Source organism: Alterinioella nitratireducens (assembly GCF_013155465.1).
Classification (GTDB): Bacteria; Pseudomonadota; Alphaproteobacteria; order Rhodobacterales; family Rhodobacteraceae; genus Alterinioella; species Alterinioella nitratireducens.
Map to the genome: position 1 here is coordinate 140,809 of NZ_JABJVX010000004.1, position 16,864 is coordinate 157,672.

General features: G+C 66.1%; 15 protein-coding genes. 2 read left to right on the forward strand and 13 right to left on the reverse strand.

The window, feature by feature from the left end; all coding sequences use genetic code 11:
- Positions 1 to 16 precede the first annotated feature (16 nt).
- Positions 17 to 880 (forward strand): hypothetical protein, encoded by an 864-nt coding sequence (locus HNS34_RS08385; protein WP_172319606.1) that lies wholly within the window; start codon positions 17 to 19, stop codon positions 878 to 880.
- Between the two features lie 216 nt (positions 881 to 1,096).
- On the forward strand, positions 1,097 to 3,601 hold the full coding sequence (locus HNS34_RS08390; protein ID WP_172319607.1) for a GcvT family protein: 2,505 nt from the start codon (positions 1,097 to 1,099) through the stop codon (positions 3,599 to 3,601).
- 86 nt (positions 3,602 to 3,687) lie between these two features.
- Here HNS34_RS08390 and HNS34_RS08395 read toward each other — a convergent pair whose 3' ends face one another.
- The 13 genes from HNS34_RS08395 to xdhA form a co-directional block, all read right to left on the reverse strand.
- Positions 3,688 to 4,272, reverse strand: coding sequence for a DUF937 domain-containing protein (locus tag HNS34_RS08395; protein ID WP_172319608.1), 585 nt, complete (start codon positions 4,270 to 4,272; stop codon positions 3,688 to 3,690).
- Positions 4,273 to 4,352: 80 nt separating this feature from the next.
- Complete coding sequence (locus tag HNS34_RS08400; RefSeq protein WP_172319609.1) at positions 4,353 to 5,003, reverse strand: DUF938 domain-containing protein; 651 nt, start codon at positions 5,001 to 5,003, stop codon at positions 4,353 to 4,355.
- Positions 5,000 to 6,082 (reverse strand): NAD(P)/FAD-dependent oxidoreductase, encoded by a 1,083-nt coding sequence (locus HNS34_RS08405; protein ID WP_172319610.1) that lies wholly within the window; start codon positions 6,080 to 6,082, stop codon positions 5,000 to 5,002. Before HNS34_RS08405 ends, HNS34_RS08400 begins: the two co-directional genes overlap by 4 nt.
- 18 nt (positions 6,083 to 6,100) lie before the next feature.
- Entirely contained in the window at positions 6,101 to 6,232 is a 132-nt protein-coding gene (locus HNS34_RS20550) for a cytochrome P450 (RefSeq protein WP_214647454.1), read from the reverse strand.
- A gap of 71 nt (positions 6,233 to 6,303) precedes the next feature.
- The gene (locus tag HNS34_RS08410) at positions 6,304 to 6,516 is read right to left on the reverse strand and encodes a hypothetical protein (RefSeq protein WP_172319611.1); all 213 of its coding nucleotides are present in this window, start codon (positions 6,514 to 6,516) and stop codon (positions 6,304 to 6,306) included.
- A 136-nt stretch (positions 6,517 to 6,652) separates the two neighbouring features.
- On the reverse strand, positions 6,653 to 7,732 hold the full coding sequence (locus HNS34_RS08415) for a BMP family ABC transporter substrate-binding protein (RefSeq protein ID WP_172319612.1): 1,080 nt from the start codon (positions 7,730 to 7,732) through the stop codon (positions 6,653 to 6,655).
- Entirely contained in the window at positions 7,729 to 8,493 is a 765-nt protein-coding gene (locus tag HNS34_RS08420; protein WP_172319613.1) for an ion transporter, read from the reverse strand. The genes HNS34_RS08415 and HNS34_RS08420 overlap by 4 nt, the downstream gene beginning before the upstream one ends.
- 8 nt (positions 8,494 to 8,501) lie before the next feature.
- Entirely contained in the window at positions 8,502 to 9,425 is a 924-nt protein-coding gene (locus HNS34_RS08425) for an ABC transporter permease (protein ID WP_172319861.1), read from the reverse strand.
- Complete coding sequence (locus HNS34_RS08430) at positions 9,425 to 10,510, reverse strand: ABC transporter permease (RefSeq protein ID WP_172319614.1); 1,086 nt, start codon at positions 10,508 to 10,510, stop codon at positions 9,425 to 9,427. The genes HNS34_RS08425 and HNS34_RS08430 overlap by 1 nt, the downstream gene beginning before the upstream one ends.
- The gene (locus HNS34_RS08435; RefSeq protein WP_172319615.1) at positions 10,497 to 12,038 is read right to left on the reverse strand and encodes an ABC transporter ATP-binding protein; all 1,542 of its coding nucleotides are present in this window, start codon (positions 12,036 to 12,038) and stop codon (positions 10,497 to 10,499) included. The genes HNS34_RS08430 and HNS34_RS08435 overlap by 14 nt, the downstream gene beginning before the upstream one ends.
- Positions 12,035 to 13,000: a xanthine dehydrogenase accessory protein XdhC gene (xdhC, locus tag HNS34_RS08440; RefSeq protein ID WP_172319616.1), complete on the reverse strand. Its 966-nt coding sequence runs from the start codon at positions 12,998 to 13,000 to the stop codon at positions 12,035 to 12,037. The genes HNS34_RS08435 and xdhC overlap by 4 nt, the downstream gene beginning before the upstream one ends.
- Positions 12,997 to 15,432, reverse strand: coding sequence for a xanthine dehydrogenase molybdopterin binding subunit (gene xdhB / locus HNS34_RS08445; protein WP_172319617.1), 2,436 nt, complete (start codon positions 15,430 to 15,432; stop codon positions 12,997 to 12,999). Before xdhB ends, xdhC begins: the two co-directional genes overlap by 4 nt.
- The gene (gene xdhA / locus HNS34_RS08450) at positions 15,429 to 16,817 is read right to left on the reverse strand and encodes a xanthine dehydrogenase small subunit (RefSeq protein WP_172319618.1); all 1,389 of its coding nucleotides are present in this window, start codon (positions 16,815 to 16,817) and stop codon (positions 15,429 to 15,431) included. The genes xdhB and xdhA overlap by 4 nt, the downstream gene beginning before the upstream one ends.
- Positions 16,818 to 16,864: the final 47 nt, after the last annotated feature.

Here is a 16,864-nt window from a genome sequence, read left to right on the forward strand (position 1 = left end):
GGCGGGAGATGCCGTATTGAAAGCCTTGCGTTTCAAATCGTTGGCATTTGTCCTGATCGGCACCCTGGCCTTGGTTGTTGGCTTGTGGGAAATATCCGGTGGCGGTGGCGTCAACCCCGCAGTTCCGATTGCGGAGGAAAGGGCAAGCGAAATCGCCGCGGCGACCGCAAGCGTCTATGTTTCCCTTCGCGTGATCAACGCGGCGCTCTCGGCGGCACAGGAGATTGAAGTTGGTGGTTCCATTGGCGTTCAGGCCTCCGCGCAGCCCTTCAGAGTGCTCGAACCCGTTGATGATACCGTCGAACGGGTAAGTCATGTAATCTTTGCGATCGCCGCTGGTGCCGCGCTGATGCTGGTCGGACTGGGGCCCGTGGCCAGTTTGGGCTTGGTCTTGTTGGGAATTGGATCGCTCGGCTTGGCTGCCGCGGATGTCTCGGGATCATCCAAGATCCAAAGGTCCAGTTTGCGCGCCGCACGACTCGGCCTCGCTTTCGGCTTGGCATTGCCGCTCGTCTTTGCCGGCGGCAGTTGGCTTGGTGAGCGTATGACCCAACCACAATGGGACTCGGCCATCTCTCAACTGGACGCTGTGGCGGGGGAGGCACGTGTCCTGATCGGCGAGGGCGACGATGTCGAGATTGAGGTTGAGGAAGAAGCAGGCGGTCTGTTCAGCTGGGTGGGAGATGGCGTGTCCGCGGCTGGCGATGCGATGGATGCTGTCGCCCGCTACAGAGACGCTGTGCGCCTGTTCATGAACGAGGCGGATGTGTTGTTCAGCTCAAGCCTGACGATCATCGGTCTCTTCGTATTGCGAATGGTTGTGCTCCCGGCGCTGCTGCTGTGGGGGCTGATGGCGCTGGTTAGACGTTCGATCGCGTAGGTGTGCCTCCTCCTCCCCGCTCTGATCGCGTTCGCCTGTCTCCTCGCCGGTCTGGGGTCCGCCGCGCACCGGCGCATGCGAAAAGCTGACAAACCTGTCAGGAATTTCTGACAACCGCGTCGGAAATGTGCGCTATCAGGTCGGGTCAACCTGTCACCCCGGCGCGAATTTCGCCAGATTGGCCGCAACAAATCAGACGCGCGGAGTCCGTTCCCCATGAAAACCCAGGTCAAAGCCCTTGTCGTCGGCGGCGGTGCCGTCGGAACCTCCATCGCCTATCACCTGGCCAAGGCCGGGTGGGAGGATGTGATGCTGCTGGAACGCGATGAGCTGACCTCCGGCTCGACCTGGCACGCGGCGGGCCTCCTGCCGCTCTTCAACATGAGCTTCGCCACCACCCATATCCACAAATACTCGGTCGATTTCTACAAATCGCTGGAGGCGGAAACCGGCCTCAACGCGGGCTTCGCCGTGGTCGGCAACCTGCGCATGGCGCAGACCGATGCGCGGATGGATGAATACATGCTCTATGCCTCGACCGCCGAAACCTGCGAGGTGCCGTATCAGTGGCTGACCCCCGACGAGATCAAGCAGCGTTGGCCCCTGATCAATACGGAAGACCTGAAAGGCGCACTCTATCACCACACGGACGGCTACATCAACCCCGCCGATGTGACCCAGGCCATGGCCAAGGGTGCCCGCCAGCGCGGCGTCGCGATCGAGCGCAAATGGCAGGCCGATGCCTTCCACTGGACCGGCGAGGCCTGGGAGGTCACTTGCACGAGAATGGTGGAGAAGGGCGGCAACCTGGTGCCCTCCGACGAGCAGATCGTGATCACCGCCGAACACGTCGTCACCGCCAGCGGCAACCACGCGCAGAGCACGGCGAAGAAGCTCGGCATCAAGATCCCCGCGATCCCGGTCGAGCACCAGTTCATCGTCATGGACAAGGATCCGGCGCTGGTCGAGTACCGCCAGCAGGGCGGCAAGGAACACCCCGTCATCCGCGACGCCGATGCGCAATCCTACGTGCGCGAGGAACGCGGCGGCTGGATCCTCGGCGTCTACGAGAAACACGCGCCCGCCGTCTTTGAACATGGCGTGCCCGACAGCTTCCGCGCCGACCTCTTCCCGCTCGACCTGGAGCGGATCGAAGAGCAATACATGGCGATGATCCACCGCATCCCGTCCTGTGAGGAAAGCGGCCTCAAGGACGATTTCAACGGCCCGATCTGCTACACGCCCGACGGCAACCCGCTGGTCGGCCCCGCGCCCGGCCTGCGCAACATGTGGCTGGCGGAGGGGTTCTCCTTCGGCATCACGGCGGCGGGTGGAACGGGCTATTACCTGGCGCAGATGATGGTCGATGGCGAGGCCGAGATCGACATGGCCTCGCTCGACCCCAAGCGCTACAGCCAAAGCTGGATGACCACCGAGTTCGCCGCCCGCAAGAACGAGGAATGCTACGACCACGTCTACATCCTGCACCACCCCGATGAGGAACGCCCCGCCTGCCGCCCCCTGCGCACCGCCCCCGCCTATGACCGCCAGAAAGCGCGCGGCGCGCAGTTCGGCTTCGTCAACGGGTGGGAACGGCCCAACTATTACGGGCCCCTCGATGCGCCCGAGACGTTCGACCACGACGCGCGGTCCTTCCGGCGCGGCGATTGGTGGCAATACGCGGTCGAGGAGGCGAAAGCGATCCGGGAAGGTGTGGGCCTGATCGACGCGACCGCCTTCACCAAGCATGTCGTCAAGGGGCCGGGGGCCACGCGGTTCCTCGACTGGTTCACCTGCAACAAGCTGCCCAAGGTGGGGCGGATCAACCTGACCTACGCCCTGACCGCGCATGGCACGACGCGCACCGAATACACCATCGTGCGCAATGGCGAGGACAGCTATTACCTCGTCTCCGCCGGGGCCTGGACGGAATATGACGCCGATTTCCTGCGCAAGGCAGCCGCCGACAAGATGGGCGAGTTCGGCTATATCGAGATCCAGGATGTCACCACGCAATGGGGCGTCTTCGCCATTGCCGGTCCCAAATCGCGCGATGTGCTGCGCGAGGTGGTCAAGGATGCCGACCCCGACACGGTGCTGTCGAACAAGCGCTTCCCGTGGCTCTCGGCCCGCAGGATCGAGCTTGGCATGTGCCCCGTCAACGCCATCCGCGTCGCCTATACCGGCGAATTGGGGTGGGAGCTGCACCATCCGATCGAGATGCAGAACTACCTCTTCGACCTGCTGGAGACCGCGGGCGCGAAGCATGGCATGAAGCTGGTCGGCGCGCGGGCGCAGAACTGGCTCAGGCAGGAGAAGAGCTACCGCGCCTTCGGCAATGAGCTTGGCCGCGACGCGACCCCGCTCGAGGCCGACCTGCCGCGCTTCGTCGATATGGACAAGGACTATCACGGCAAGCAGGCGATGCTGGACACGGGCGTGCGCGCCAAATGCGTCACTCTGCTGATCGACGGGCCGGAGGATGCCGACCCCTGGGGCCGCGAGGCGCTTTATGACGGCGACACCAAGGTGGGCCGACTGACCTCGGGCGGCTATTCCGTCGCTTTCGGCAAATCCATCGGCATGGGCTATGTCCGCCCCGATCTGGCGGTGCCCGGAACTCGGCTGAAGGTCAAGATGTTCGACCGGCTCTGGAATGCCGAGATCGCGCAGGACAGCCCCTATGACCCGACCAACGCGGCGATCCGCAAGGACGGATAACCCCTTTCATTTTGCGAAAAATACCTCGGGGAGCGCGAGGGGCAGCGCCCCTCGCATCGGTCGGCGCGCGTAGCGCGTCGATACTTCTACCGGATAAACCGCCCCAACACGTCATCCAGCGCCGATCCGTCGCCATCGGCGTCCAGCATCCGTGACAACGCGTTCGCGCCACCCCCACCGCCGCCGCCGAGCAATCCGCCGACAAGCCCCATCAGCCCGCCACCCTGATCCTCGGTCTCCATCGCGTCGATCGAGCTGTCGGGCACCTGACGCTGCAAGCCGCCCTGCACCATTGCGGCAAGGGCAGGCAGGAATTGCTGCACGGTGCCGCTATCGACGCCCGCGCGTGTCGCGGCTTCGCTGGCCAATTCGTCGGCCTGATCGCGGCCGCCAAGCAGCGCGGACAGGAAATCGCGTCCCTGTTCGCGCCCCTCCTCGCTGGCCGCGAGTGTGGCGTCGTCGAAATTCCGTGCCTGCGCCTCACCGCGCAGCGCGCCGAGCAGGTCGGCCATGCCGCCCGATTGCACCCGCCTGTTGGCTGCCGAGCCGATGGCCGGGGCCAGCATGCCCGTCAACTGGTTGGCCTGATCGCGGTCGATCCCCAGTTGCTCGGCCAGCTGGTCGATGCCGTGCCCGCCCTGGGCCTCTTGCAGCAAACGAAGAATGGACATGAATGACCCCCCGGTCGGTTTCCAAAATCCGCCTCAGATCAGCATGTTTGGGGGCCCCTTGGGAAGGAGAATCTTGGCGGTCAGCCGCCCCGATCCGCCTGGCGTGCGATCAGCATCAGGTTGTTGGCGGGCATCTCCTGGGCGGTGACGACCAGCGGAGACAGCCTGTCAACGACCCAGGCGAGGTCCTTGTAACCGATCTGCGCGTCCTGCGCCTGAAGGCTGGCGTGGAACTGCGCGTCGCCCGCGCTGGTGGTCGCGCCGTCGCGCAGGAACGGACCGTAGAGGAAACCCGTGCCGCCGGGGGCCAGCGCGCGGGTCATCTCGGACAGCAAGGTCTCGGTCTCGCGCTTGGAGATCAGGTGCAGCAGGTTGACAGCCAGGATCATCTCGACGGGACCGTGATCTTCGGCCCATCCGGGTCTTGTCGCATCCATGTGGATCGGGGCGCGAAGGGTTTCCGGCCCCTCGGCCCGCGCCCAAGCCGCGATCGAGGCAAGCCGGGTCTCGTCAATATCACTGGGCTGCCAGTCGAGGCCGGGAAAGGCGCGGGCAAAGGCCACGGCATGTTCGCCGGTTCCCGCCGCGATCTCCAGCGCGCGGCCCTCGCGGGGGGCATGGCTCAGCAGGACATCGAGGATCGGCCCCAAATTGCGCGCCGTTGCGGGCGCGCGCAGGCGGCCATTCTCCTCTGCATCGGGTCGGTCGGGATGAATGGGCGCGCGGGTCATGCGAAGCGCGCGGGGCTGAGGGCCGCGACGATCCCGGCGGGGAGTTCGGGCCTGCGGTCCGCGATCAGGTCCGCGATCAACTGGCTGGCTGCAGGCGCGGTCTGGAACCCATAGCCGCCCTGCGCCGCAACCCAGATGAAATCACCGGCGTCCACGGCAGGCCCAAGCACCAGCGTCCGGTCGGGCGCGAAACTGCGCAGGCCCGCCCAGGAGGTCTCGACCCGCGTTACCTCTTCGGTGACATAGGGCTGATAGCGGGCGATCCCCTCGGCCAGCACCATGTCATCGGCCCAGGCATCGTGGGGCGTTTCCACCGGGTCTTCCTCGGCAGGGGAAACCAGCCACTTGCCCGCGTCGGGCTTGGCATACCAGGTCTCGCCCGCGCCGATCAGCATCGGCCAGCCGCCGACATCATGGCCGCCAGGGGCAGGCAGGCGCGCCATCGAGCGGCGCAGCGGCGTGATGCCGATGGGGGCGACGCCCGCCATGCTGGCGATGTGATCGGCCCAAGCACCGCCCGCATTGACCAGGATGCGGGCGCTGTAGCTGTCCGATGCGGTGTCGACCTGCCAGCCGGAGCCACCCCGCGCGATGCCGGTGACCCGCGCCTTCGTCGTGATCACCGCGCCATTGCCCCGTGCCTCGCGCGCGAAATTCTGCACCATCAGGTCGGTGTCGATGTCCCAGGCGCTGGCGTGATAGGCGGCCCCCGTGAGGTAGGCCGTATCCAGGATCGGCACCATCGCCCGCGCGTCCGCAAGGCTCATCGGCGTCAGGTCCATCGCTTTGATGTCGGCCTCTAGGCCCGCCTCTTCGCCCGGTCCCGCCAGGAACATCAGCCCGCGCGGGGACAGCACGCCGCCATTGGCCCCCTGCAGATAGGCCGCCGAGGCGCGGTTGAGGGCCACGGTCGGCGCGTTGCCATAGGAGGGCTCGAACAGCGCCGCCGACCGGCCCGAAGCGTGATAGGCCAGCGCCTCCTCGCCCTCCAGCACCTGGACCGAGCCGAGATGAGACAGCCGCGCGGCGGTCGAGATGCCCGCGATGCCGCCGCCGATGATGAGGAAATCCGTGCTCATGCGCGAAGGCATGGCATGTCAGAAGCGGACGGGCAAGGCGAGGGGGCCGCGAAAGGTGAAGCCGTGCCATCTGACGGCGCCTGCGTCGATCAGCGCCATGTCGGGAAAGCGATCCAGTAGCGCGGGCAGCAGCGCCTCGGCCACGCTCATCCGCGACATTCCCCGCCGACAGGCCGGGGGCCAGCGCGCCGTCCTTGCGCATCATCGTGGTGGCCTGGAAGCTACGGTCGGCGGGGGTGGTGGTGTCCTCGGCTCGCGAAGAGGTCGGGGCTTTCCTTGATGTGGCGCAGGTCGGCGGCGCGGGTGATGAAGACCCGGCCCGTCGCGGGGATATGCGCGACGGGCGCCTCATGCCTCAACCGCGTGTAGATCGCCTGCGGGTCGCGGTAGAGATCGGCAATGGTGACGTCGTCGAAACGGGGTATCCGGGTCATCGCCGGTTCCTTTGTGTCTGACCGACCCCGGCATGAATCGAGGCGCGGCGAGGAGCTGAAGGCGAGGAGCAGCGTCGAAACGAAAAGAGGCCCGCCGGGTCAGGGCGGGCCTCTCGCTGTCTTTGTGCTGCCGGGCTTAGTTCGGCACGTCGCCGGTCATGCCCTCGACATAGAAATCCATGCCCAGGAGCGTGCCGTCATCGGCGGTTTCGCCCTCGGCCAGCCAGACCGAGCCGTCCTGCCGGTTGATCGGGCCGGTGAAGGGGTGGTAGCTGCCATCCTCGATGCTGTCGGCCAGTGCCTGCGCCGAGGCGCGCACCTCTTCGGGGATCGCGTCGGATATTTCGCCGATTTCCACCATGCCGCTGTCGATGCCGCCCCAGACATCGCTGCTTTCCCAGGTGCCATCCATGACCGCCTGCACCCGCTCGATGTAATAGGGGGCCCAGTTGTCGATGATCGAGGAGACGCGCGGCGTCGGCGCGAACTGCCCCATGTCGGAGGCCTGCCCGAAGCCGATGGCGCCCGCCTCGGCCAACACGGTCATCGGTGCGGTCGAATCCGTGTGCTGCAAGATCACGTCGGCACCCTGGTCGATCAGCGCCTGCGCGGCCTCGGCCTCGACCGCCGGATCGAACCAGGTATAGGCCCAGATCACGCGGAACTCGACATCCGGGTTCACTTCGGCCGCGTGCAGATAGGCCGAGTTGATGCCCCGGATCACCTCGGGAATCGGGTAGGAGCCGATATAGCCGATGATGTTGCTTTCCGTCATGTTGCCCGCGATATGGCCCATCACGGCGCGGCCCTCATAGAAGCGCGCGGCATAGGTCGAGACGTTGGGCGAATTGCGCAGATAGCCGGTGGCGTGCTCGAACATCACGTCCGGGAACCGCGCCGCGACGTTGTTGGTGGGCTCCATGTAGCCGAACGAGGTGGTAAAGATCAGGTCGGCCCCCGACAGCGCCATCTGCGTCATCACGCGTTCGGCGTCGGCGCCTTCCGGCACGTTCTCGACATAGGTGGTCTCGACCGCGTCGCCGAAATACTCCTCGACCGCGAGGCGGCCCTGGTCATGCTCATAGGTCCAGCCCAGATCGCCGATCGAGCCGACATAGACAAAGCCGACCTGAAGCGGCTCGTCCTGCGCCATCGCGCCGCCCGCCAGGCCAAGCGCAAGCGCCGCCCCGGCGAGGAGTGTTGTGGTTGTCTTCATGTGACATCTCCCTTGTTGTCATCGTTGTCTTCATGCGTTTCCGAAAGCTCCAGCCCTGCATCCTCCAGATCGGATTCGAGCAGGGCCGCCGTGATGATCGCTGCGGGACCGGCCACGATGCCGAGGCCCACGAAAAGAACCAGTGTTGTGAAAATCCGCCCTCCCACTGTCAGCGGAACCATGTCCCCATAGCCGACAGTGGTCAAGGATGCGACGGCCCACCAGAGCGCCATGGGGATCGAGGAAAAGATCTCGGGTTGTGCCTGGTGTTCGAAAATGTAGATGCCCACGGCGGCGACATAGAGCACCATCGCCGCCATCACGCCCAGGACCGTCAATTCGCCGCGCACCGAGCGTACGGCCCGGCGCATCCGGTTCAGCGCCAGCGAGGTGCGGAACAGTTTCAGCAGACGCACCAGGCGGATCAGCCGGAACACCCGGACCGAGGCCCATTGCGGTTGCAGCAAGACCAGCGCGGGCAGCACGGCCAGCAGGTCGACCAGCCCCCAGAAACTGAAGATGTAGCGCCAGGGCCGGGGCGCACAGATCACGCGGACCATATATTCGACCGCGAAGATCGCCAGGATCGCGACCTCCAGCCAGAAGAGGGCGGATCGCAGCGGGGCGGGCAGGCCCGGCATGGTCTCGACCGCGATCGTGGCGGCCGACAAGAGGATCAACCCGTTCAGCGCCAGCGCCACGGATTTGCCAAAGCGCGGCCCGGTTCCATCCAGGATGTGCAGGACATCGCTGCGGGTCATGGTCTCTCCTAGCCGGTTGCATGGAACACCTTGCCGAGGGATGCGGGCGCATTCAATGCGGCACGATTGCGGTCGGAGGACATGATGACCAGCACCAGGATGGTGACGACATAGGGCGACATCGACAGGTACTCGACCGGAATGTCGAAGCCTGCCGCCTGTAGTCGCAGTTGCAGCGCCGTGATGCCGCCGAAGAGGTAGGCGCCAATCAGGGCGCGCCAGGGTTTCCAGCTGGCGAAGACCACGATGGCCAGCGCGATCCATCCCGCGCCCGCCGTCATGCCCTCGGTCCATTGCGGCACCCGCACCAGGCTGAGATACGCCCCGCCGAGCCCCGCGCAGGCCCCGCCGAACATGATCGCCAGAACCCGGATCCGCACCACCTTGTAGCCAAGCGCATGGGCGGCATCGTGGCTTTCACCGACGGCGCGGATGATCAGGCCCACGCGGCTGTATTTCAGCGTCGCCCAGACAGCGGCGACCAGGGCCACCGACAGGTAGACGATGGCGTCATGCGAAAAGAGGATGGGCCCGAGCACTGGCATGTCGCTGAGGCCGGGGATGTCCAGCGAGGGCGTCACCGGCGGCGAGATACCCGAATAGCTGACCCCGATCAGGGCCGAGAGGCCGAGCCCGAAAAGGGTCAGTGCCAGCCCCGTCGCCACCTGATTGGACAAAAGGTATTGCGTGAGGAAGGCGAAGACCAGCGACAGCGCCGCGCCGCCCCCTGCCGCGGCGATAAAGCCGAGCGTGGGCGAGCCGCTATCGACCGCGATGGCAAACCCGCAGATCGCGCCGGTGATCATCATGCCCTCGACGCCCAGGTTGAGGACGCCCGCCTTCTCGACGACCAGTTCGCCGATGGCCGCCAGCAGGATCGGGGTGGAGGCCACGATCAGCGCGGCGATAAGGGTGACCGGATCAATGCCCATCATGCCAGGCCCTCCCGCTTCAGTCTTATTCGGTAATTCGACAGCACGTCGACGGCCAGCAGGAAGAACAGCAGCATCCCCTGGAACGCCTGGATCGCCGGGGCGGGGATGGTCAGCATAAGCTGCGCAAGCTCCCCCCCGATATAGGTCAGTGCCATCAGGAGACCGGCCAGCAGGATGCCCACCGGGTGCAACCGGCCCAGGAAGGCCACGATGATCGCGGTGAAGCCGTAGCCGACGTTGAAGTCGATGCTGATCTGACCGGCTGGACCCGTAACCTCGAAGACGCCGGCAAGACCCGCCAGCGCGCCCGAGGTCCCGAGGCAGAGCACGATCAGCCGCGTCGGCCTGACGCCCGCGAAACGGGCCGCGCGCGGGGCCTGACCGGCCAGCTTGATCTGATAGCCCAGAATGTGCCGGTTGAGCAGGATATAGGCCATGATCACCGCGATGAAGGCGGCCACGACGCCCCAATGCATGCCCGTGTTCGCAATCAGCTCGGGGTTGTTCATCGCCTCGATCTGGCTCAGGTTCCGGCTGCCCGGAAAGCCGCGCCCGTCGGGGTTGCGCAGCCAGCCCGTCGCGGCGGAGGCCAGGAGTTTCTCGGCCACGTAGACCAGCAGCAGCGAGACCAGGATTTCATTGGTGCGGAACCGGGTCTTGAGGATGGCGGGAATCATCGCCCAGGCCCATCCGCCTGCGGCCCCCGCGATGATCATGCCGGGAAAGACCAGCGGGTTTTCGGTCGGGTAGAAATAGAGCCCGAAAGCCGCACCCGCCAGCGCGCCCATGATATATTGCCCCTCGGCCCCGATATTCCAGATACCGGCCCGAAACCCGAGCGCCAGCCCGATGGCAATGAGGATCAGAGGCGCCGCCTTCACCAGCAATTGCGGCCGCGCATAGGAGGCGAATTGCGCGTTGAAGAGCGGATCCCAGAAGATGATCCGAATCGCCTCGACCGGGTTCTTGCCAAGCGCGGCAAACATCAGCCCGCCCGCGATCATGGTCAGCACCACGGCCAGAACCGGCGTCGCCGCGATCCAGCCTTTCGACGGCTGCGGGCGTTTTTCAAGCACCAGCATGGAGTGCCTCCTTGTCTGCTTCGTGCATGTCATGCGCCCCGCCGAGCATCAGGCCGATGGTCTCCATCGTCAGGCCGGACGTGGCGCGCACATTGGACAGGCGGCCCTCGTTCAGAGCGGCGAAATTGTCCGAGACTTCCAGCAACTCATCGAGGTCCTGGGAAATCACGATCACGCCCGCGCCTTCCTGCGCCAGGTTCAGCAGCGCCTGCCGGATATCGGCGGCGGCCGAGGCATCGACGCCCCAGGTGGGCTGGTTGACGACCAGCACGGTGGGGCCCTGCAGCACCTCGCGCCCGGTGACGAATTTCTGCAGGTTACCGCCCGACAGCGACCGCGCCGCGTTCTCCGGGCCGGGGGTGCGCACGTCGAAATCCCTGATGATCTCTTCGGCGTAGCTTCGGGTCTTGCCCCAGTTGATGAACCCGCTCCGGGCCAGCCCCTTGCGCCCGCGCGCGGTCAGCAGCGCGTTTTCCGTCAGGCTCATATCGGGGGCGGCGGCGTGGCCGAGCCGTTCCTCGGGCGCACAGAGCAGCCCGCGCGCGCGGCGTTCATTGGGGCCGAGCGCGCCGATCTTCTCCCCCTCCAGCGTGACCGATCCGGGTGCCGTCGTGGCCTCGCCCGACAGGGCGGCCAGCAATTCGTCCTGTCCGTTGCCCGCGACGCCGCCGATGCCCAGAACCTCGCCCTTGCGCAGCTCGATCCCGATATGGCGCAGCGGCGTGCCGAAGGGGCTGGCGGGCTCCACCGAGAGACCGGAGACCTTCAGGACCACCTCGCCATGCGTGACATCGCTGCGCCCCGGTTTGGCCAGCGACTTGCCGACCATCAGTTCGGCCATCTCGGCGGCGGATGTTTCGCGCGGGGTGCAGGTGCCGACGACCTTGCCAAGCCGCAGGATCGTGGCCTCGTCGCAGATCGCCCGGATCTCCTCCAGCTTGTGGCTGATATAGAGAATCGCGGTGCCCTCCTCGGACAGCTTGCGCAGGGTGTGGAAAAGAATCTCGACCTCCTGCGGGGTCAAGACGCTGGTCGGCTCGTCCATGATCAGCAGCTTGGGATCTTGCAACAGGCAGCGGATGATCTCGACCCGCTGGCGTTCGCCCGCGCTGAGATCACCGACCAGTCGGTCAGGGTCGAGCGGCAGGCCGTAAGCCTCGCTCACCTCGCGGATGCGGGCGGCAAGGGCGGCCTGTTTCGGCGGGTTTTCCATGCCAAGCGCGATGTTCTCGGCCACGTTCAGCGCCTCGAACAGGCTGAAATGCTGGAACACCATGGCCACGCCCGAGGCCCGCGCGGCGCGCGGCTCTGATGGCGTGAAAGGCGCGCCCTTGAAGCTCATCGACCCGCTGTCGGGGCGCACCAACCCGTAGATCATCTTGACCAGCGTGGATTTCCCCGCGCCGTTTTCGCCAAGCAGGGAATGCACCTCGCCGGGCATGATCTGGAACGAGACGTCATCATTGGCGACGACGCCGGGATAGGCCTTGGTCAGCCCCTCGATCTTCAGAAGCGGCGTATCGCTCATGGTCCCGCCCCCTGATCCGCGTCTTGTGTCATGGTCATGTCCCCTGTTGCGGCGTGTGACGCGGCTCTTGCGCGTGTGAGTAAGTCTGCGGCGACGCCGACGGCAATGGCCTGCGGATGTTTGCCGAGATCCGGATCGCCGATCGGGCAGGTGATCCTGTCGATGGTCTCCGCCGCATGTCCGAGCGCCTTCAATCGGCTGCGGAACCGCGCCCATTTGGTGTCGGACCCGATCAGCCCCGCAAAGGCGAAATCACGCGATAGCAGCCGGTGGCAGATCTCCAGGTCCATCTCATGGCTATAGGTCAGAATGAGGTGTTCAGCGTTATCCGGCGCGTGGCGCACGGTATCGGCAGGCTTGACGGCGGGCAAATACGAGACGCCGGGTTCGCGGGTTGCGGGGTAACGCGATGGCGAGGTGTCGATCCAGGTGATCCGCCAATCCGGCAACGGGGCCATGACCCCGACGATGGCCCGCCCGACATGGCCCGCGCCGTAGATCCAGAGGCTGTGCGCGGGTCTCAGTTCGGGCTCGATGAACCAGCCCTCCAGCACGGTCGGCCCGTCCAGCGCCCCGTCCTGCACCAGCCGCGCGACCGATTGCGGCATGTCGGCCGGATCGTCGTGTGGGTCGAGAGGGCGCGCATAGGGCAGCGGCATGGCGGTGTCGGCGATGTCGAAGCGCTCCATCAGCAATGTGACGGCCCCGCCGCAGCACTGGCCCAGTTCGGGGCCGAGCGGCAAAGTGACAAGCGCGCGGGGCTGCGCCTGTCTGCGGGCGCGGGTGGCGGCCTGAAACTCAAGCTCTCCCCCGCCGATCGTCCCCGATTGCCCGCCCGGCCAGACCAGCATCGACGCGCCGACCTCGCGCGGGGTCGAGCCGCGCACCCGCACAATGACCACCCGCATCACAGGCCCATGCGCATGGGTCGCCCGGGCAAGGGCTGAGCGGTCGAAACTCACCCGCGCGCCCTCGCAACGGCGGCCAGCACGGCCTCTGCGGTGGCGGGGGCCTGCAGGTCCGGGTAGTTCGGCCCGCAGGCGGAGACCGCATCGGCCAGGGCCGACCAGACGCTTATCCCCAGCATGAGGGGCGGCTCGCCCACGGCCTTGGAACGGTAGATCGTCTCGGCGGGGTTGGGCGCATCCCAGAGCGCCACGTTGAAGATGCGGGGCCGATCGGAACAGGCGGGGATCTTGTAGGTCGAAGGCGCGTGGGTGCGCAGGCGGCCCGTCTCGTCCCAGACCAGTTCCTCGGTGGTCAGCCAGCCCGCGCCCTGCACGAAACCGCCCTCGATCTGGCCGATATCAATCGCTGGATTCAGGCTGGAGCCCGCGTCATGCAGAATATCGGTGCGCAGGATGCGGTTCTCGCCGGTCAGGGTGTCGATCACGACCTCGGAACAGGCGGCCCCTTGCGCGAAGTAGAAGAACGGGCGGCCCCGCCCCGCGATCCGGTCCCATTCGATATCGGGGGTCTTGTAATACCCGGTCGCGGACAGGCTGACGCGGCCCATATAGACGCGATTGGCGGCCTCGGCGAAGGGGATCTCCTCGGCGCCCACATGCACCATGCCATCGGCAAAGCGCACCTGATGCGGTTTCACCTGGTGTTCGGTGGCGAGATATTCGGCCATGCGGTCGCGGATCGTGTCGCAGGCGGCCTTGACCGCCATCCCGTTCAGATCGGAACCCGAGGAGGCGGCAGTGGCCGAGGTGTTGGGCACCTTGCCGGTATCGGTCGCGGTGATCTTGACCATGTCGGGCGAGATGCCGAAGCGGTCGGCGGCAACCTGCGCGACCTTCTGGTTCAGCCCCTGGCCCATCTCGGTGCCGCCATGGTTCATATGGACCGAACCATCGGCATAGACATGGACCAGCGCGCCCGCCTGGTTGAGATGCGTCAGCGTGAAGGAAATCCCGAACTTGACCGGCGTCAGCGCGATGCCCTTCTTCAGCACCGGCTGGCCCGCGTTCCACTCGGCAATCGCCGCCTTGCGCGCGGCGTAGTCGCAATCCGTGGCCAGTTTCTCGGTCAGCCCGTTCAGCAGGAAATCGGTGACCTCCATGTGATAGGGGGTGGTCTGCGCGCCGCCTGCCATCGGCTCAGGCGAATGCGCCCCGCCAAAGCGTTTCGAGGCCCCGGTCCCGCTCGACAGCTTGTGCGCTGTCCCTGCCTTCTTTGTTCCGGAAATATCCTCGGGGGGGCCGGGGGGGGCAGACAGCCCCCCCTGCGCCACGCCTGCCCCAAACGCATCGTCGTAATAGTTGCGCTGCCGCACCTGCAACGGGTCCAGCCCAAGCGCGTGCGCGATATGGTCCATCACCCGCTCGATCCCCACAACGCCCTGCGGCCCGCCGAACCCGCGAAAGGCGGTGGCGCTCTGGGTGTGGGTGCGCAGCCGGTGCGAGGTGATCCGCGCGGCGGGCAGGTGATAGGCGTTGTCGGCATGCAGCATGGCGCGGTCGGCCACCGGCAGCGACAGGTCCAGCGCCCATCCGCAGCGGGTCATCTGGGTGAACTCGGCACCGGCTATGCGGCCCTCATCATTCACGCCGACGCGGTAATCAATCCGGAAATCATGCCGCTTGCCGGTGATCATGAAATCATCGTCCCGGTCATAGCGCATCTTGGCGGGCAGCCCGGTGCGATGCGCAATGAGGGCGCAGGCGATGGCCAGGTGGTTGCCCTGGCTCTCTTTGCCGCCGAAACCGCCGCCCATGCGCCGCGTTTCGACCCGGACGCCGTTCATCGGCAGGTGCAGGGCATGCGCCACCTTGTGCTGGATCTCGGTCGGGTGCTGCGTCGAGGAATGCACGATCATGTCGCCATTATCCTGCGGCATCGCCATCGCGGCCTGACCTTCGAGGTAGAAATGCTCCTGCCCGCCCATCTCGATGCGGCCTTCGATGACATGCGCGGCGCTGGAAAGGGCCTGATCCACGTCACCCTTTTCATAGACGCGCGGCCCGTCCTCGAACCGGCTATTCGCTTCCAGCGCGGCGTCGATGGTCAGCAGCGGCGTGGCCTCCTCATACGTGATCTTCGCCAGCGTCACCGCCCGGCGCGCGGCCAGGTGGCTGGTGGCGGCGACCAGGAAGACGGGCTGTCCGAGGTAGTGGATGGTGCCGTCCGACAGAAGCGGCTCATCCTCGGCGGAGGGCGAGCAATCGGGGATCTCGTCCAGATCGGACCCGGCGATGACCTGAACGACGCCCTGCGCGGATCGCACAGCGTCCAGGTCCATCGAGGTGATGCGCCCATGCGCGATCTGCGCCATCCCGAAGGCCAGGTGCAGGCAGGTCGCGGGTGTCGGGATGTCATCGACATAGCGCGCGCGACCCGTGACATGCAGCGGCGCGGAATCGTGGGGCAGAGGGGTGCGCACGCTCATGCCGACACCTCCAGCACATTCGTAGCCACGCCCTGATCCTCGTGGAAATAGCGCATAAGCATGTTGGCCGCCGTGGTCAGGCGGTAATGGGCCGAGGCGCGCATGTCGCTCATCGGGGTGAAATCGTCGCCATAGCGGGCCATCGCTTCGCGCACCGTGGCCTCGGTCCAGGCTTGGCCGATCAGGGCTGCCTCCACGTTGGTGGCGCGTTTCGGGATACCCGCCATGCCGCCATAGGCGATGCGGGCGGCGGTGACAGTGCCGTTTTCCACCGTGATGTTCAGGCATCCGCAGACGGCGGAAATATCCTGGTCAAACCGTTTCGACAGCTTGTAGCAGCGCAGCCGGTCGGTTTGGCGGGGGATGGAGACGGCCTCGACGAACTCACCCGTCTCGCGGTCCTGCTTGCCGTAATCGAGGAAGAACTCCTCCAGTGGCAGGCTCCGGCGGGCCTCGCCCTTGCGCAGGTGCAGCGTGGCCTCCAGCGCGATCAGGGCGGGCGGGCTGTCCCCGATGGGCGAGCCATTGGCGATATTGCCCCCCACGGTCGCGGCGTTGCGCACCTGGACCGAGGAGAACCGGCGCAGCATCTCGTCCAGGGAGGGGTGCAGGGGCGCGATGACGGGCATCATGTCGGTGAACGAGACCATCGCGCCGAAGCGGATCTCATCCTCCGTGGAGGTGATCTGCTTGAGGTCATCGCAGCCCGACAGGAACGCCACCGGATCGAGATGGCGCAGCGCCTTGGTCACCCAGAGCCCCACATCGGTGGCCCCCGCGATCAGCACCGCGTCGGGATTGGCCAGATACCACTCGGCCAACTCATCGGCAGAGGTCGGCGCGTAGGGCGGGTGGTTCTGCGGCGCCGCAGCGGGGTCACCCACCAGCCTTGCATCCTCCAACATCCATTCCGGCACTTCATGGCTCGCCGCCGCCTCAGCCGCGCGGATGATCGGCGCATAGCCGGTACAGCGGCAGAGGTTGCCCGCCAGCACATCATCGTAATCCGTCGCACCCTTCAGATGCGCCACCGCCAGCGACGCCACGATCCCCGGCGTGCAGAAGCCGCATTGCGACCCGTGCAGATCGACCATCGCCTGTTGAATGGGGTGCATCCGGCCATCCGGGCCGCTGATGCCTTCCACCGTGCGCACCGCCTTGCCGTCGATCTGCGGCAGGAACAGGATGCAGCCATTCATCGCACGCGGGCCGTTCTCATCGGTGACGATGATCGTGCAGGCGCCGCAATCGCCCTCGTTGCAGCCTTCCTTGGTGCCGGTCAGGCCCATATCCTCGCGCAGCCAATCCAGGAGTGTGCGCGTCGGCGGGGGGGCCGGCACCTCGACAGGCTGGCCGTTCAGATGAAAACGCACCGTGTCAGTCATGACGTAACTCTTGGTCGCGATCTTGTCGGAGGATCGTTGTCCTCTAT

What these genes read in the sequence shown, in the direction of transcription:
- HNS34_RS08390 (WP_172319607.1), top strand. Translation starts at nt 1,097, where the DNA reads ATGAAAACCCAGGTCAAAGCCCTTGTCGTCGGCGGCGGTGCCGTCGGA.
- HNS34_RS08395 (WP_172319608.1), bottom strand. Translation starts at nt 4,272, where the DNA reads ATGTCCATTCTTCGTTTGCTGCAAGAGGCCCAGGGCGGGCACGGCATC.
- HNS34_RS08400 (WP_172319609.1), bottom strand. Translation starts at nt 5,003, where the DNA reads ATGACCCGCGCGCCCATTCATCCCGACCGACCCGATGCAGAGGAGAAT.
- HNS34_RS08405 (WP_172319610.1), bottom strand. Translation starts at nt 6,082, where the DNA reads ATGAGCACGGATTTCCTCATCATCGGCGGCGGCATCGCGGGCATCTCG.
- HNS34_RS20550 (WP_214647454.1), bottom strand. Translation starts at nt 6,232, where the DNA reads ATGAGCGTGGCCGAGGCGCTGCTGCCCGCGCTACTGGATCGCTTTCCC.
- HNS34_RS08410 (WP_172319611.1), bottom strand. Translation starts at nt 6,516, where the DNA reads ATGACCCGGATACCCCGTTTCGACGACGTCACCATTGCCGATCTCTAC.
- HNS34_RS08415 (WP_172319612.1), bottom strand. Translation starts at nt 7,732, where the DNA reads ATGAAGACAACCACAACACTCCTCGCCGGGGCGGCGCTTGCGCTTGGC.
- HNS34_RS08420 (WP_172319613.1), bottom strand. Translation starts at nt 8,493, where the DNA reads ATGACCCGCAGCGATGTCCTGCACATCCTGGATGGAACCGGGCCGCGC.
- HNS34_RS08425 (WP_172319861.1), bottom strand. Translation starts at nt 9,425, where the DNA reads ATGGGCATTGATCCGGTCACCCTTATCGCCGCGCTGATCGTGGCCTCC.
- HNS34_RS08430 (WP_172319614.1), bottom strand. Translation starts at nt 10,510, where the DNA reads ATGCTGGTGCTTGAAAAACGCCCGCAGCCGTCGAAAGGCTGGATCGCG.
- HNS34_RS08435 (WP_172319615.1), bottom strand. Translation starts at nt 12,038, where the DNA reads ATGAGCGATACGCCGCTTCTGAAGATCGAGGGGCTGACCAAGGCCTAT.
- xdhB (WP_172319617.1), bottom strand. Translation starts at nt 15,432, where the DNA reads ATGAGCGTGCGCACCCCTCTGCCCCACGATTCCGCGCCGCTGCATGTC.
- xdhA (WP_172319618.1), bottom strand. Translation starts at nt 16,817, where the DNA reads ATGACTGACACGGTGCGTTTTCATCTGAACGGCCAGCCTGTCGAGGTG.